Below are 19,155 nucleotides of genomic sequence, written 5' to 3' on the forward strand. Positions count from 1 at the left end.
ACTCCACTTTTTTCGCGAATTCATAGAAATTCGATTCAGTTACCTTCCCTTTCACATCTCGTTTGTAGCCGCTTTGAACATGCACGATAAAATTTGAAAGCAACATGTTTGTTTGGTCAACTATTCCTCTGTTTTTCCCTTTTTCTATTTGATTCACCTTAACCAATCGTGTGTCCAGTCTTTATCGTGGACGATTCGATGAGTCAACGCCTACTTTGTAAAGGAGGGGAAGGCTTACCGACCAATATCCATTTTAAAAGTCTGATCAAGCAGAGCGGGTGAGGAACTTCATAAGTTTAGAGGGTTCCCCCTTCATTATCAAGCTCAAAAAGGGAGGATAACCATGACCATGGAAGATCAAGTGAATCATTGGCTTTCAGAATTGGCAGGAGAGGCTCCATTACTGCAGCTTCCGTTTGATGTCCCCAGACATAAGAATGCTCGCTATGTGGAAGAGACGCAATTGATTGATCTGTCAAAAACGATAGGGGAGAAAGCGAGTTTACTTTGCGAGCAAGAAGAGACCGACATGTTTACGCTATTCTTGGCTGCATACCATAGCTATCTTTACAGATATACGGGGCAAAACGACATTCGGATTGGTGCGATAGCGGGTGGTAGTTCTGCTTTTTTTGCAAGTCGAGTGATTGTTGGTGGAACGAAGAATTTTAAGCAGCTATTGAACGAAGTCAGAGAGAATGGGATTGAAGAGAAGCTTGCCAATAGCTCCGAAACTACGAAATTATTTCATACCTTTTTAAGAGCGAGAAAAGCTGGGGATGAGGATAACAGACTTTTTGTCGATTCCCAAATAGAAAATGTAGAGCTGCGTGTTGATGTCGAAGAGGCTGAGGGAATGCGCATAACATTTACATATAATTCCTTCCTATTTACACAACAAACGATACGACGAATGATCGAGAACTTCCATAACTGGATCGAACAAGTAATTACTAATGTCGATACTCCTATCGATTTATTAAGACTGATAACCAAAAACCAAGAGAAAGAACTGGTAGACGAGTGGTGCAGGAAGGATGAACCCACGAATGTTCCTAGCACAATCTTGGCTGCCTTTGATTTCCAGGCCAATCGAAATCCCGATGCCATTGCGCTCGTTTTTAAGCAAGAGAAGATGACCTATAGGGAATTGGATCTCCGCTCAAATCAATTAGCGAATTACCTCCGAAAGATTGGCGTAACGAGTGAAGTGCTGGTGGGAATATGCCAAGAGCGTTCCATTGAAATGATCGTGAGCATATTGGGTGTGTTGAAAGCAGGAGGCGCCTATGTACCGATCGATCCTGCTTATCCCGTTCAAAGACTCCACTATATTTTGGAGGATGCAGCTTTACAAGTAGTGATTGCGGATGAAGCGTCCGCGGCGAAAGTGCCTGACGGAATAAAAGTGGTTAAATTATCGGATTATTGCAAAATTTTGTCGAATGAAAGCACGGAGCCTCCTGCAATGGAAGTAAACGGCCACAATCTTGCTTATGTCATCTACACCTCCGGCTCGACAGGAAATCCGAAGGGCGTAATGATTGAGCATCATTCCGTTATGAATTTTCTTCAAACGCTGGAGAGTCGCAGTCCGCTTTTACAAACGGACAGGCTTTTGCAAAAAACGTCTGTTTCCTTTGATGCGTCTGTTTGGGAACTCTTTTGGTGGATGTTGAAAGGTGCTAGCTTGTACATCCTCCCGAACAGCGATGAGAAAGACCCCGCCTTGCTTGTGAAAGCAGTCGAGATGCATAAAATTACCCATCTTGAGTTTGTGCCGACTATGTTGAAAGCCGTCTTGGATTGTATAGAAAATTATGGTTCTTCTTCTGCATTATCCTCCTTGAAATACATCACAGTTGGAGGGGAAGTGCTTCCGCCTCATGTTGTTACGAAAAGTATCGATCGATTGACCATTCCTCATGGTACCAGCTTATACAACACGTATGGGCCGACAGAGACGACAGTCGAGGTTGCCAGCTTCAAATGCCATCCAGATGAAACACACACGCAAATACCCATTGGAAAACCGAATGCCAATACACAGTTATACGTGTTGAACGAGCATTTGCAAATTCAACCTGTCGGAGTTGCCGGAGAGCTGTATGTCGGCGGATCAGGCGTAGCAAGAGGTTACTTGAACCGTCCTGAATTGACAAAGGAACGCTTTATTTCCAACCCGTATTGTGCGGGATCAGACTCGCGGTTGTATCGAACGGGAGATTTGGTTCGATACCTGGCCGACGGAAACTTGGAGTATATCGGGCGGAATGACAACCAGGTAAAAGTGAGAGGGTACAGAATTGAGCTGGAGGAAATTGAAGTCACTCTAGGCAATCATTCGACTGTTGAACAAGCAATCATTGTCGCGAAAAAAGACGCCTATGAAAATAACAAGCTGATCGCTTATGTGATAGGGTCTGGAACGGTAACAGAATGGCGTGATTATCTGAAGGCTCAGCTTCCAGAGTTCATGGTTCCGGCCTATTTTGTGAAAATGGATGTTTTCCCGCTTACTCCCAGCGGAAAAATTGATCGTAAGTCACTGCCAGAGGTAGGCAATAGTCGCCCGCATGTTTCGACGGAATATGTAAAACCGGATACAGAATGGGAAATGAAGCTCTTGGACATTTGGAAGGATTTGTTCGGATACGATGAGATTGGCGTCGAGGATAATTTCTTTGAATTAGGCGGACATTCGCTGTTGGGGACTCAGGTGATTGCCAGAATCCGTGCTCTTTTCAAGAAAGAGATTCCGTTGTCTGCTCTGTTTACATATCCGACGATTCGGAGCATCGTGCCGATTGTAACTGCCGCAGATGAGGTAAATGCAGTAGATGCGTTACCTGCCATAAAGAGGGTATCACGAGATCGAGAATTGCCGCTTTCTTATTCGCAAGAAAGAGTGTGGTTTTTAGAACAGCTAAGCGCTAATAATTTGGCTTATATTTTTCAAGCCACAATGAAAGTGCGTGGGATGCTGGAGCTCCCCATTCTCAATAAGTGTTTTACAGAGATTGTGCGCAGACATGAAATATTCCGAACCGTTTTTCATGAGAAAAATGGGCAACCGTATCAAGTGATCTATGAACCATTCGATGTGGAATTGCCTGTTATGGATGTTTCGCACTTACCTGAGAGTGATCGTGCCGCTGAAGTCCATAGATTGATCCAAATGGAGATCAAAAATCCGATTGATATCGCGCAGCTGCCATTAGCCCGCTGGATTGTTTACAAGATTTCTGAGTTGGAGTCCGTCATTCTGTTTGTGGAGCATCATCTGATTCATGATGGATGGTCGTTCCGCAAATTTTTAAAAGAGCTGTTTACGCTGTACAGTGCCTATCTTGAAAATAAACCATCTCCATTGGCTGAGTTGCCGATTCAATTCGCAGACTATTGCGTATGGCAAAATGAGTTGTTTAAGCGCGGCAAGGAAAACAAGCAGTTAACGTACTGGAAGAATCTATTGCAAGGGGCGAATGGGGTTCTGGAACTGCCCACTGACAGGCCACGACCAGTAAATCAAACCTTTCACGGGAATATGTTCACCCAATTAATACCGGAAGAACTGTATCTTCAACTGCGTGATTACTGCATGAAAACAAACACGACCTTATTCATGGTCATGATGGCTGCGTTTCAAACCTTGCTCCATCGGTATTCCAATCAAGAAGACATTATAGTAGGTTCGGGTGTCGCGAATCGGCGCTGGAAAGACACGGAAGAATTGATCGGAATGTTTGTGAACAATATTGTGATCCGTCAGCAATTTACCGACAATATGACGTTCCAGGATGTATTGCAAGACGTGAAGATGTCAGCTTTGGAAGCGTACGAGAATCAAGAGATTCCTTTTGATCAAGTAGTCGATGCCTTAAAACTGAAGCGTGATCAAAGCCGTAACCCTCTATTCCAAGTCATGTTTAGTTTTCAGGATGCAAAAGTCACTCATCTACCTGTATCCAACCTGAATATTCAACTCACCGAAGGCATTAGCAACGGATCGGCCAAATTTGATATCAACGTAGTGGTGACGAATCACGAGGAGCTCGCTTCTTCCCTTTTAACAAAGGATGAATACGGAAGTATAAGCCTTGACTGGGAATACAATACGGATTTGTATGACGAATCTACTATGCGCCGCATGTTCGCGCATTATATTGAATTGCTGAAAAGCGTTCTTACACACAGTGACCGGACGTTACATTCCATGCCTATGCTGAACGCTTCTGAGCAGAACCAAATCCTTCAAGAGTGGAATGACACGGAAGTTGCGTTTGAGGATCAGAAAACGCTCCATCAAATATTCGAGGAGCAAGCTGCCCGGACGCCAGAGCGAATGGCGGTTGTATTCGGCAATGAACAATGGACCTACAGGCAAATAAACAACAGGGCAAACTTCCTGGCAAGCAAATTGCGAAATATGGGAGTGAAGCCGGATACATTAGTAGGATTAATGAGTGAGCGTTCTCCCGACATGATGATTGGTATTCTTGCCATTCTAAAAGCGGGTGGAGCGTATATGCCGATGGACACAGTGGCTCCGAAAGAAAGACTGTCCTATATTCTCCGGGATAGCGATACGAAGGTCGTCGTCATGCAAGAGAAATTCAAGACAGCGATCGATTTCAATGGACCTGTTCTGTTATTTGAAGAGAATAGGCCGGATCAGGATGTGGAATGCGATAATCTTGAGTCCGTTGCCCATTCGAAAAATTTGGCGTACGTCATCTATACCTCAGGTTCGACGGGAGCACCAAAAGGAGTCATGATCGAACATTGCTCGGTTGTCAATCGGATGAACTGGATGGTCCATCGCTATCCTATGGGCGAGTATGACACCATTATGCAAAAAACTCCCTATTGTTTTGATGTTTCCGTAACGGAATTAGTCCTATGGTTTTTCACTGGCAGCAAACTATGTTTCCTCGCTCCCCATGCAGAGAAAGACCCGGAGCTTATTATCAAAACGGTTGCCCAGCACCAAGTAACTTATATTCATTTTGTTCCATCTATGCTCAGCATCTTTTTAGACCATTTGGAGAACGTGGATTGCGCAGAGGAAATCAAAACTTTACAGCGAGTTTATACGACCGGGGAAGCTTTGAGTACGGATCAGGTTCAACGTTTTCATCAATTAATCGGGCAACGGAATCATACGACGCTTATCAATCTGTATGGTCCTACGGAAACGACAATTGAAGTGACCTACTATGATTGCCATGCCGATAGCAAGGTAATCCCTATTGGTAAGCCTATGGATAATATTCAAGCTTACATCCTCAATAAGGAAGGGGACCTGCAACCAATAGGTGTGATGGGAGAATTGGTTATTGGGGGTATTGGTCTTGCACGAGGGTATATCGGAAAACCCGAGTTAACAGCTGAACGTTTTGTCCCGAATCCTTTTGGCAATCTATCTGAAAGGCTATACAAGACAGGTGACTACGCGCGGTGGATGCCAGATGGAAATATTGAGTATATCGGGCGTATGGATAATCAAGTGAAAATTCGCGGTTATCGGATTGAATTAGGTGAAATCGAAGCGGTTATGAGGAAGCAGCAAGGGGCAGGAGAAGTTGCAATCATTGCCCATGAATATGAGCCGGGGGATAAACGATTAATTGCTTATTACAGTGGGGCATCAGAGGTCGAGACATTAAAAAGCCATTTACAGAAACAGTTACCGCCGTATATGATTCCTTCTTATTTTGTACGGGTGGGGGAAATGCCGCTCACATCGAGTGGCAAATTAGATCGTAAAGCATTGCCACTGCCTGAGACCCACATTGTAAGCCATCACTACACAGCGCCGCGAAACTCAACGGAAGAATTGCTCGCACTCATATGGAGTGAAATTTTACGAGTAAACCAAATTGGGGTATTTGATTCGTTCTTTGAATTGGGCGGACATTCCCTTTTGGCAACACAGGTTGTATCGCGCATACGAGAAGTGTTTGGTCAACATCTACCTCTCCGAGCGATCTTTGATTGCCCGACCATTGAAGGCTTGGCTAAGCGGCTAACCGAATTGCGACAAGGCGAGAAAATGGTTCAATTGCCTGCGCTCCTGCAAGTGGATAGAACGGAACCGATCCCGTTATCTTTTGCGCAGCACCGGTTGTGGTTTTTTGACCAACTGGAGCCTGGAAGCAACGTCTATAACATTCCATATGTATGGCGCTTAAGCGGATCGTGGGATGTTGCCGGATTAGAAACAGGATTTAACCAATTGATTGAACGTCACGAAATGCTTCGTAGCGTATTCGCAAAACAAAATGGCGTCCCTGTACAGCTCGTTAAGCCGCATCAGCCAAGATCATTACCTGTCATGGATGTAAGCAGTCTCTCCGCGGATGAAAGAGAAAAGCAGGTCCAGCATTCTATTCAACGGAGTGCTGATCGCGTATTTGACTTGAGTCAAGGACCGTTGATTGAAGCCGAGCTGATTAAGCAGGATGAATCGGAGTATGTTCTTCTTTGTACCGTGCATCATATTGTTTTCGATGGCTGGTCAGAGGATATCTTGTTGGACGAGTGGATGGCATTTTATGAAGAAGCAGTCAGCGGAACGCCTGCCGATCTGCCACCGTTATCCATTCAATACGGGGACTTTGCTGTGTGGCAAAGACAATGGCTATCGGATGAGACGATGAAAGAGCAAGTGGCGTATTGGGAAAATGAACTTGCAGACGAGCTTACGGTGCTTCAGTTGCCATTCGACCGTCCACGGCCAGCCATTCAAACGTATGCAGGGGACATGCAGCATATCGATTTGGCACCTGCATTATTAGAAAAGCTAAAAGCTTTTAGCAAACAAGAGGGTGCTTCTCTGTTCATGACATTACTGGCTGCCTATCAGGGCTTTCTCTCTCGCTATACCGGACAAACAGATATTTTAGTAGGAAGCCCGGTTGCGAATCGCACGCGAAAAGAAATGGAAGGGTTAATTGGGTGCTTTGTAAACACGCTGGTTTACAGAGTAAACGTCGAAGACAATCCAAGCTTCAGGCAATTGGTCACCCAAGTCAAAGAAAAAACGTTGCGCGGGCAAGAAAATCAGGATGTGCCCTTTGAAAAAATAGTAGAGGCTCTTCAGCCAGAGCGAAATGCAAGCTACTCCCCTGTCTTCCAAACGATTTTTACGATGCAAACCCACCTGAGAAACGTAAAGCAATGGCCAAATCGAAAAATTGAGCCAGTGAAAAGCACCATCAAGGTAGCTAAATTTGATTTGTCTATTTCAATAGAAGTCAATTCAGAGCATTCGTTGACGATTTCATTTGGCTACAACACAGACCTATTTAATCCGTCCAGTATAGAACGAATGATCGGACATTTTGTGAATTGGCTCGAGCAAGTGATGGCATATCCGGAGGAGTCAATAGAAGGCTTGCGACTGATTTCAGAAGAGGAAGAAAAACAACTGCTGGAAATGTGGAGTAATCATTAGGAGGTGCTGTATGCAAGATTCCATTACCGCATTATTTGAAGAACAAGTGGAACTTCATCCTGATGCCATTGCATTGGTATACAAAGATGCAAGCCTTACCTACAAGGAGCTTAACAGCAGAGCGAATCGATTGGCGCATTATTTAAAATCGTGCGGGGTTGGAGCAGAGAGCCGAGTTGGCTTGTACACGGATCGCTCGTTTGAAATGATCATCAGTATGGTCGCTATTTTAAAGGCAGGCGGGGCCTATGTCCCGCTTGACCCTGCCTACCCTGAGCAGCGATTGCTCTATATGCTGCAAGATGCAAGCATTTCGATTGTGCTGACACAAGAAAGCTTGGTGCCCAGACTGCCGGACGGATTGAAAATCGTTTGTCCCGATCTAGACGCTAGCAAGATCAACAAGGAATCAGATGCAAATCTAGGCGAGAGTACGACTTCGGAAAGCCTTGCCTATTTGATGTATACGTCCGGTTCGACAGGAAATCCCAAAGGGGTACTTATCCCTCAACGAGGGGTGATTCGACTTACGAAGCATGCTTCTTATGTATCGCTTACACCGGATGAAACCATGCTGCAACTCGCGTCGATATCCTTTGATGCGGCGACCTTCGAAATCTGGGGGAGCTTGCTAAATGGCGCGAAATTGGTGATTTATCCATTTCACGGTCTGTCTCTGGACGAACTGGGTCAAGTGCTGCTTGATGAAAAAATCAGTACGTTATGGCTAACCGCAGGCGTCTTTCATCAAATGATTGATTACCGGATCGAAGACTTAAGAGGAGTGCGTCAATTGTTGACGGGCGGCGACATTGTGTCCGCCAAGCATGCGCAACGCGCCTTAGACATGTTACCAGATACACTGGTGATTAATGGGTATGGCCCGACAGAAAACACGACATTTACTTGCTTTTATCACATAAAACAGAAGAGCGAGATTCAACATTCTGTTCCGATCGGTCGACCCATCAATGATACGGAGGTCTTTATCCTTAACGATAAGCAAAAGCTCGTTCCTGTTGGTCTTGTGGGCGAATTATATGTGGGGGGAAAGGGACTAGCTTTCGGATACTGGAATCGACCGGAGTTGAATCAAGAGAAATTTATTCCGCATCCCTTTCAGACAGACTCTGAAGCGAGATTGTACAGAACAGGCGATTTGGTGAAATTTGTGCCGGGGCGAGGAATCGAATTTATCGGGCGAAAAGATAATCAAGTGAAAATAAGAGGGAACCGGATCGAGCTCGGTGAGATCGTAGCTATTCTCAACCAGCATGAGAGTGTAAGAGAAGCCATCGTCCTTGTACATGAATATGGAGCCGATGATAAACGCCTGATCGCTTATATCGCGGGAGACGGAGATGTCGATGAATGGAAACAGTATGCGAGTGAACAATTGCCGCCTTTCATGGTCCCTTCCTATTTTGTGAAAATGGACGTTTTCCCGCTCACAGCGAACGGGAAGGTAGACCGTCAAGCATTGCCATTGCCAGAAATGCGCACGATGAAGGATGAATTTGTCGCACCACGTACGGATACAGAGAATCGGATCGCAGAGATTTGGCATGAAATTTTAAAGGTGGAGCGTCTTAGCATCCATGACTCCTTCTTCGATTTGGGCGGACACTCGCTGCTTGCGACGCAGGTCATATCCCGCTTGCAGGATGCCTTTCATCTGTCTATCCCGTTGCGCATCCTGTTTGAATGCCCGACGATCGCAAGCCTAGATGCCAAAATCATGGAGCTGGGCCGGGATGGAAAAAGAGAACGGACACCAGCTATTGCGAGAGTCTCTCATCGAGATAAGCTGCCGTTATCACATGCTCAGCAGCGTCTATGGTTTTTACATCAACTGGAACCGGAGAGTACGGCCTATAACGTTCCTCACATGTGGCGTTTAACAGGGCAGTGGAATGTGCGTGCACTGGAAACGGGCTGGAATGCACTCCTTCAACGCCATGACATCTTGCGCACTGTGTTTTCGAATGAAGGGGGTCAACCTTTCCAGGTCATTGAACCCTATGTGTATCAAACGTTACCAGTGATCGATCTACGCGATCGACCTGCTGCCGAAAAAGAAGAGCAAATCCACGACTATATCGAACAGGAAGCAGACAAAAGGTTTGATCTACAGCGAGGACCTTTGATTCAAGTCAAATTCATCGTCGTTGAAGATGATCAGTTCCTTTTGCTGTGCACGATGCATCACGTCATTACGGATGGCTGGTCTGAAGATATCTTATTGGAAGAATGGCTGTCCTTTTACGAGGAAGTAGAGAGTGGAACTCGTGCGGAGCTGCCAGATTTGCCGATTCAATACGCTGATTTCGCCGTATGGCAGCGTGAATGGCTGACGGATGAGGTGATGGGCCAACAACTCGATTATTGGAAAGCGGAGTTGTCCGGAGAGCTTCCTGTCTTGCAATTGCCGATCGATCGACCAAGACCAAGCATTCAAACCTATGCCGGAAGTATGCATAAGATTGTACTGGCATCCGAATTGCTTGAGAAGCTGAAAGCGTTCAGTCGGCAAGAGAATACCACCTTATTTATGACTCTGATGGCTGCTTACCAAGGCTTTTTATCCAGATATACCGGACAAAACGATATTTTAGTGGGCAGCCCCATAGCGAACCGTAATGTAAAGGAAATCGAAGGTTTGATTGGCTTTTTCGTCAATACGCTCGTCTATCGGGCGAATCTTCAAGACAACCCAACGTTCAAGCAATTGCTTGCCCAAGTAAAAGAAAAAGCTCTTCAGGCACAGGAGTACCAAGATGTTCCGTTTGAAAAAATTGTCGAGATGTTGCAAGTGGAACGCAATACGAGCTACTCCCCGGTATTTCAGACAGTGTTCACATGGGCTGAAATGGAAGCGGATGTCTATCGCACGTCCAGTGGACAATTAGAGAAAATGCCAGTTCAGATCAATGTGGCAAAATTTGATCTTCAGTTATCCACGGGTGAGTCTGAAGACGGTCTCGTGTTGAACATGATCTACAACACGGATTTATTTGATCCATCCACCATTGAAAAAATGACAGACCGCTTCGCGCATTGGTTACAAGAACTTGTAAACGCACCGGATATGCCGATTGCTTTGCTGGAATTGTTGACCGAGGAAGAACGTTACAAACTCTTATTCGAATGGAATCACACTCGCAGTGACTTTGGAAAAAATGAGGGGGCTACAGTCTCCAAGCAAGATTCCATCGCCACATTATTTGAAGAACAAGTGGAGCTTCATCCTGACGCCACTGCTTTAGTATACAAAGGCACTAGCCTGTCCTATAGAGAGCTTAATAGCAGAGCAAATCAATTGGCGCATTATTTAAAAGCGTGCGGGGTTGGAGCAGATAGCAGAGTAGGCTTGTACATGGATCGCTCGTTTGAAATGATCATCAGTATGGTCGCTATTTTAAAGGCAGGCGGTGCCTATGTTCCGCTTGACCCTGCCTACCCTGAGCAAAGATTGTTTTATATGCTGCAAGATGCAAGCATTACGACTGTGCTGACACAAGAAAGCTTGGTGTCCAGACTGCCAGATGGATTGAAAATCGTTTGTCCTGATCTGGACGCTAGCGAGATCAACAAGGAATCAGATGCAAATCTGGGCGAGAGTACGACTTCGGAAAGCCTTGCCTATTTGATGTATACGTCCGGTTCGACAGGAAATCCGAAAGGGGTACTCATTCCTCAACGAGGGGTAATTCGACTTACGAAGCACGCCTCATATGTATCACTCACACCGGATGAAACCATGCTGCAACTCGCTTCAATCTCATTTGATGCGGCGACCTTCGAAATATGGGGGAGCTTGCTAAATGGCGCGAAATTGGTGATTTATCCATTTCATGGTCTGTCTCTTGAAGAGTTGGGACAGGTGTTACGTGACGAAAAAATTAGTACGTTATGGCTAACCGCAGGCGTTTTTCATCAAATGATCGATTACCGGATTGAAGATTTAAAAGGGGTGCGTCAATTGTTAGCTGGCGGCGACATTGTGTCCGCCAAGCATACGCAACGTGCCTTGGATATGTTGCCAGATACATTGGTGATTAACGGGTATGGCCCGACAGAAAACACGACATTTACTTGCTATTATCCTATAAAAAATAAGAGCGCAATCCAGCACTCCGTTCCGATCGGTCGACCGATCGATGATACAGAGGTGTATATCTTAAGCGAAATGTTAAAGGTAGTTCCTGACGGTCTCGTGGGGGAATTGTTCGTGGGAGGCAAGGGACTAGCTTTCGGATATTGGAACCGACCGGAGATGAACCAAGAGAAATTTATTCCGCACCCGTTTCATTCAGACACTGAAGCGAGATTATACAGGACGGGCGATCTGGTGAAATATGTGCCAGGGCGAGGAATCGAATTTATCGGGCGAAAAGATAATCAAGTAAAAATAAGAGGGAACCGGATCGAGCTTGGTGAGATTATAGCTGTCCTCAGCCAGCATGAGAGCGTAAGAGACGCCGTCGTCCTTGTACATGAATATGGAGCGGATGATAAACGTCTGATTGCTTATATCGCGGGAGACGGGGATGTCGATGAATGGAGACGGTATGCGAGTGAACAATTGCCGTCTTTCATGGTCCCTTCCTATTTTGTGAAAATGGACGTTTTCCCACTGACAGCTAACGGGAAGGTGGACCGTCAAGCATTGCCGCTACCAGAAATGCGCACGATGAAGGATGAATTTGTCGCACCACGCACGGATACAGAGAATAGGATAGCATCGATTTGGCGGGAAGTTTTAAAAACGGAAACGGAACGATTGAGTATCCACGATTCCTTTTTCGATTTGGGCGGACACTCGTTGCTTGCGACGCAGGTCATTTCCCGCTTGCAGGAAGCCTTCCAATTGTCTATCCCGTTGCGCATCCTGTTTGAATGCCCGACGATCGCAAGCCTAGATGCCAAAATCATGGAGCTGGGCCGGGATGGAAAAAGAGAACGGACACCAGCTATTGCGAAGGCCTCGCATCTAGAAAAGCTGCCGTTATCGCATGCCCAGCAGCGTCTATGGTTTTTACATCAATTGGAGCCGGAGAGTACGGCGTACAACGTTCCTCACATGTGGCGCTTAACAGGGCAGTGGAATGTGCAGGCGCTGGAAACGGGATGGAATGCGCTCCTTCAACGCCATGACATCTTGCGCACTGTGTTTCTGAATGAAGGGGGTCAACCTTTCCAGGTCATTGAACCCCATGTGTATCGAATATTGCCGGTGATTGATCTACGCGATCGATCTGCCGCCGAAAAAGAAGAGCAAATCCACGATACTATCATGCAGGAAGCAGACAGAAGGTTTGATCTACAGCGAGGACCTTTGATTCAAGCCAAATTAATCGTTGTCGAGGAGGATCAGTTTCTTTTGCTGTGCACCATACATCACGTCATTACGGATGGCTGGTCTGAGGATATCTTATTGGAAGAATGGCTGGCCTTTTACGAGGAAGCAGAGAGCGGGGCACGTGCGGAGCTGGCAGAATTGCCGATTCAATACGCTGATTTCGCCGTATGGCAGCGCGAATGGCTGACGGATGAAGTGATGGGCCAACAACTGGACTATTGGAAAGCGGAGCTATCTGGGGAGCTTCCTGTCTTGCAATTGCCAATCGATCGACCAAGACCAAGCATCCAAACCTATGCCGGAAATATGCATAAGATGGTGCTGGCAACTGAACTGCTTGAGAAGCTGAAAGCACTCAGTCGGCAAGAGAATACCACTTTATTCATGACCCTACTGGCTGCTTACCAAGGCTTTTTATCCAGATATACAGGACAGACCGATATTTTGGTGGGCAGCCCCATAGCGAATCGAAACGTAAAGGAAATCGAAGGATTGATTGGCTTTTTCGTCAATACGCTCGTCTACCGGACGAACCTCCAAGACAATCCAACGTTCAAGCAATTGCTTGCCCAAGTAAAAGAAAAAGCTCTACAGGCACAGGAGTACCAGGATGTCCCGTTTGAAAAAATCGTAGAAATGCTGCAACTGGAACGCAATACGAGCTACTCCCCGGTATTTCAGACGGTGTTCACATGGGCAGAAATGAAAGCGGAAGTCTATCAATCGTCCAGTGGGCAATTAGAAAAAATGCCGGTTCAGATCAATGTGGCGAAATTTGATCTTCAGTTATCCATGGGTGAGTCTGAGGACGGTCTCGTAATGAACATGATCTACAACACGGATCTATTTGATCCATCCACGATTGAAAAAATGACAGACCACTTCGCGAATTGGTTGCAAGAGCTGGTGAACGCACCGGACGTGCCGATGGCCTTGTTAGAATTGTTGAGCGAGAAAGAACGTCACAAAATCCTCGTGGAGTGGAATGATACAGCAGTCGCCATTCCGGAGAATACATGCCTGCATGATTTGTTCATCGAACAAGCAAAAAAGACACCAGAACTCATAGCAGCTGAATATGGTAGTGAAAAAATGACCTATCAAGAACTGGATAGACGTTCTAACCAGTTGGCGCACTACCTGATTATGCTGGGGGTTGGACCCAATACGCCTGTCGGGATATGTATGAATCGCTCCATAGAGCTTGTCATATCGATTCTCGGCATCGTAAAGGCTGGCGGAGCATTTCTCCCCTTGGATACTGAAATGCCGCAAGCAAGGATGGCGAAACTGTTGGAAAGCTCCAAAACCAACATTTGTATATCTGAGCCGGAGTTCATGAACCTGTTTGGACAAGCCACTCATGTTAGATGTATAGATTCCCAAGCGGAAAGGGAAAAAATAGCGAGCATGCCGGAGGGATTGCCGGAGCAAACCGTAAAACCGACAGATTTGGTCTCGATTTATTACACGTCAGGATCGACGGGAAATCCGAAAGGCGTTGAAAACCACCATTATGGTTGGGTAAATCGCATGCTATGGATGCAGCGACAACATGGCTTGGAGCAGGGCGAGTCAGTTCTGCAAAAAACTACCTTAACATTTGATGATGCAGCTGTTGAGTTTTTTTGGCCATTGTCTGTAGGGGGACGGATATCACTCTTGGAACCATGGCTGCATCGGGACCCTGAGGCGATTATCCAGGCTGCCATTCACTATCAGGTGGCGTGCATTCAATTTGTACCGAGCATGCTCAATATGTTTGTGGACGCCCTTACTCCAGAAGATGCAGCCAACTTGCACAAATTAAAAAATGTTATCTCCAGTGGTGAGGCGTTATTACCCGAAACAGTAGGCAAGTTCTTTAAAAAGCTAAATGCCAAACTCCATAATACGTGGGGGGCCACAGAAGTATCGATCGACTCCACCATTTACACATGCTCGCCAATGGACGTGCTGGAAAAGGATTGTGTGAGTGTAGGCAAGCCGATTGATAACAACAGAGTCTATGTTCTTGACCAAAGTATGAAGGCTGTCCCAATTGGCGTCATTGGCGACCTTTATATCGGGGGCCTTGGATTGGCCAGAGGCTATCTGCATAATAGCGAGAAAACCCAAGAAGTATTTATGGAGAATCCGTTTGTACCAGGAGAAAGAATATATCGAACGGGAGACAAGGGGTACTTCCTGCCTTCGGGCAACATTAAATTCGTAGGCAGACAAGATAATCAAATCAAGATTAGGGGCATGCGGGTGGAATTGGGTGAAATTGAATCCACATTAAGTAGGCATCCGTCTGTTCGTGAAGTAGCCGTTATTTCTGTTAAAAACGACAGGTCAGCTACCGAATTGGCTGCTTATATCGTAGGGGACGGGGATGTAAACGAATGGCGGGCATTCCTGAAGGAGCATTTGCCTGCTTATATGATTCCAACTTATTTCATGAAGTTGGACAGCATTCCTAAAACTACGAGTGGAAAAATCGACCGAAATAGACTGGAATTACCAGATGTGAAACCAAGCGATTTCTCGATCATCGAGCCGCGCACGATACCTGAGGAGCTTATACACTCCATCTGGTGCGATATATTGCAGGTGGATCAGATTTCGATCAAGGACTCATTCTTTGATAGGGGTGGACATTCCTTATTGGCTACGCAAGTCATTTCCCGCATGCGAACCGTTTTTGGGATGGACATACCTTTGCGCACGATATTTGAGTTTCCAACTATTGAAGTGATTGCCGCTCGTATATCTGAGATCAAGCAAGGTAGTGAAACGAGTACCCGCATTCATGAAGTATCGCGAGTAGAAAATCAGACAGCTGTCTCCTTATTCGAAGTATCGCACGGGCAAAGAAGACAATGGTTCCATGCAAAATTCAGTGACCAAGAAGCAGTAGGAGGAGTTTACCTCTTTGAAGTAGCTGGTCCCGTTGACAGTCATTTTATGCACAGGTCTATGGGCCTCATGTTTGAACGTCACAGAATCATGCGCACGACGATTATAGAAAACGAAGGGCAATTGTATCAAAAAGTGCATGACGACCTTGAGGTGGAGAATGCGTTTGTAGATTTGTCTTCCTTATCTGTGACGGAAGGCGAGCAGCGCATCAAAATGGATTTACAAGCTGCTCTGTACAAGCCATTTGATTTTTCGCGAGAGTCTTTCTTCCGGATGACTTTGTACCGAGTCACACCAACGAAGCATTTCCTCATCTTGAGTGCTCATCATATTGGATTTGATGGCTGGTCCTTAGATGTGTTTATGAATGATCTGAGGGGCATTTATCAACAAGTAAAGAGTGATGTGCAACAGGAGTTTTCCAAACCATTGGATTATATGGATTACACCTTGTGGCAGCAAACACGATTGCAAAATGGAGAACTGAACCGCCAACGGGACTATTGGTTAAAACAGCTGCAACAAAATGTAGATGCGCCGTTCATACCGCGAGAGACACATACACTCACGCACGGCAACCGAATTTCAAACGTAGCATCGCTCCCAATCGAGCAAGTGACGGGACAATCACTTTTAGAATTGACTCGAATGGCTGGTGGTACTGTCTATACGAGCTTGCTTGCGGCGATCAACATTTGGCTGTCACTCCTCACAGATCAAACCATCATTACTGTCGGATCGACTTTATCTGGTCGTACACAGACGGACCTTGAAGGAATTATTGGTCCGCTAATCAATCCGGTCGCCATGCGTACAGACTTGTCAGGCAATCCGACTGTATTGGAAATGTTGAACAGAACAAGAGAAACCGCATATGGTGCGTACGAGAATCAAGAGTATCCGTACAATTTGGTCGTAGAGGATCAACTAGCTACCACAGGCGATAAGAAGAGTTTGTATTCCATTGTTTTTATTGGACAACACGTATCGAACAATCAGCCGGAATCAGCTGAAATTACCTTTACGGAATGTCCGTTACGTCGTTTTCTGGATGAAACGATTATCAAAACATATGAAGGAAGTCACTTCGTTCAAGATGATCAGTTGGATACGATGTTATTTTTGTCCACGCGTCATGACCAACTGACGTTAACGGCACATTACAACACGGAAGCATTCAGCGAGAATACCATGGATACGTTACTGGATCAGCTAAAGCATGTCATCTGCCAAATGATTGACAATCCAATGCAGCGCTTGTCTCAAATAAACTTGGTGGAAGAATATGATTTCAATGAACTGTTCAGCTAACTAGTTTATGGCTGTTGGGGCATGCTGGTGAGAGCCGCATGCCCAACCATTACGCAGTTGCGTATCGGGGTGACTACGAATGATGGATAAAACTTTTATCAAAACCATCCCTCTGTCTGAGGCTCAAAAAGATTACTATTTACACGATTTGGTCTATCCAATGAGTCCATATTATCAGGAGCAGTATCTGTTCCGATTCGAAAGTAGATTGGATGTATCGGTTACGCTCCGTGCTCTTTACGAGATTGTGAAACGCCACGAAATCTATCGTTCCATTTTTGTTTTGGAAGACGAGCCCATCCAAAAAGTATATAGCGAGCCCGTAGTGGATTTTGAACATGTGTCTTCCGCTACCTGGGACGATACGATGATTAGAGAATATTTCAATGAGGAGTTCAACAAGCCTTTTACGCTGGAAGAGGGGCCGTTATTCAGTTGCAGATTGCTGGATTATAAAGAAAGCGGCAGTATTTTAAGTTTCAAGTATCACCATATCTGCTTTGATGGGTGGAGTGTCTCGCTCACGCTCGATGAATTTACGATGATCTACCAACTACTGATAACGGGCAATGATCAGGAGTTGCAACCTCAAATACACCAATACGCGGACTTTGTGGAGTGGGAACAGAAGTACATAGCCAGCCAAGAAGGCGAAGCTGCGAGAGTGTTTTGGAAAAAGAAATTGGGCGGAAATCTTGAGAGGTTAGAAGTACCGGCAGATAAAAAACGTCCGAGTACCCCTTCGTTTAAAGGAGGGATATCATTCTTTACGTTTACCCGCGAGCTCCGGGATGAGTTGATTGCTTATCACAAACATAACAAATATCCTACGGATGTCATTTATTTATCCCTTTTTAGTGCTTTGCTTTATCGGATAGCTGGGCAAGACGACGTCATTGTTGGCGTACCGAGATACGGCAGGCCAAAAAGAGAGTTTCATACGATCATGGGACCGTGTATGGTGATGCTTCCCCTGCGAATCAAAATTCCAAAAAACAGCTCGCTACGTGAGTTAGCCAAGCAGATTCATGAAGAATTGTCTTTATGTTCACAGTATCAAAACTATCCAATCTCTTTGATTACAGCTGAATTGCAATATGAGCGCGATAAAAAATATGCTTCCTTTTTTTCAACGGCTTTCGTCCATCAAAAAGCGATTAAGCAAGACGCAGCCATTATGCTGGGCAATGCGCAAAATACTTTTGATAGCAATGGTCTTACCGTAAGCATCTATCCGATTGGCAAAGATGTATCCCAGTATGATTTATGTTTGGTCGTTGAAAAGGACAACCATCATGATATATTGGCAGGCTTCGAATACAATTCGGATATTTTGGATGAAGAAACCATTGCCAAATGGGTTGCCGACTTTGAACGCACCAGTCTTTATCTTTTGAAAAATGATCGCGAAAGCATCCCTGTATATGCAGGTCAGCCCAACGATTGGATGAAAAGTCTTACCAATTTGCCTTCCCTCAAGATATTGCCGGAGGACGACATTCCGCTCTCTACCGACTCAATAAAGTTCGAGCAAGAGACGTTTGAATGGGCATGCTTGCAGGAGAATGGGATATCTCAACTAGTTGAAGTTTGGGATACCTCTTCCTATGCGATATTCATGACCGCATTTCTCGTACTTTTGTATGCAGAAACCGAGAAGGAGGATTTGGCTTTGGCATTTCGTGCGGGGTGGGACGAGAGCGAGGATGTCACAAGCGCCTTGCTTTTACGAGCTGATCTGTCAGGTAATCCACTACTTGGCGATTTGGTTTTGCAAGTCCAAAGCAAGTTAAAAGAAGCCCATTATCATCAAGTGTCCTTTCCTAAACCTCACGAGCCTCAACTCTTATTTGAAATGAATGAGAACGAATTTCCCTCCACGATTGATTTTCAATTCCGCATCCATGAATCTAACGACCACATAAATGGTGCCATTACCTATCGTGCGAATGTATTCAAGAAGGAGACTGTGCAACGGATCTGCACCCACTATAAATATTTGTTGGAAAGTGTGACAGCCGAGCCGCATCGAAGAATCCGCGAGATTGTCAGTCATCTAAACAGCCAATTCCTGACCAGTGATGATTTTGAACAATTATTTCTGTAGCGAAAGGGGTGC

Annotated in this window: 3 protein-coding genes; all 3 read left to right on the plus strand. The window is 45.5% G+C overall.

The features are described from left to right. Positions 1 to 343: 343 nt before the first annotated feature. Positions 344 to 7,459 carry an amino acid adenylation domain-containing protein gene (locus tag ACFVS2_RS27370; protein WP_390239543.1) on the plus strand — a complete coding sequence of 2,372 codons (7,116 nt, stop codon included), beginning with the start codon at positions 344 to 346 and terminating at the stop codon, positions 7,457 to 7,459. Positions 7,460 to 7,469: 10 nt separating this feature from the next. Further along, positions 7,470 to 17,036 (plus strand): amino acid adenylation domain-containing protein, encoded by a 9,567-nt coding sequence (locus tag ACFVS2_RS27375; protein ID WP_390239544.1) that lies wholly within the window; start codon positions 7,470 to 7,472, stop codon positions 17,034 to 17,036. Between the two features lie 82 nt (positions 17,037 to 17,118). Then, positions 17,119 to 19,143 (plus strand): condensation domain-containing protein, encoded by a 2,025-nt coding sequence (locus tag ACFVS2_RS27380; protein WP_390239545.1) that lies wholly within the window; start codon positions 17,119 to 17,121, stop codon positions 19,141 to 19,143. Positions 19,144 to 19,155: the final 12 nt, after the last annotated feature.

This window comes from Brevibacillus sp. NPDC058079, assembly GCF_042885155.1.
Taxonomy (GTDB): domain Bacteria; phylum Bacillota; class Bacilli; order Brevibacillales; family Brevibacillaceae; genus Brevibacillus.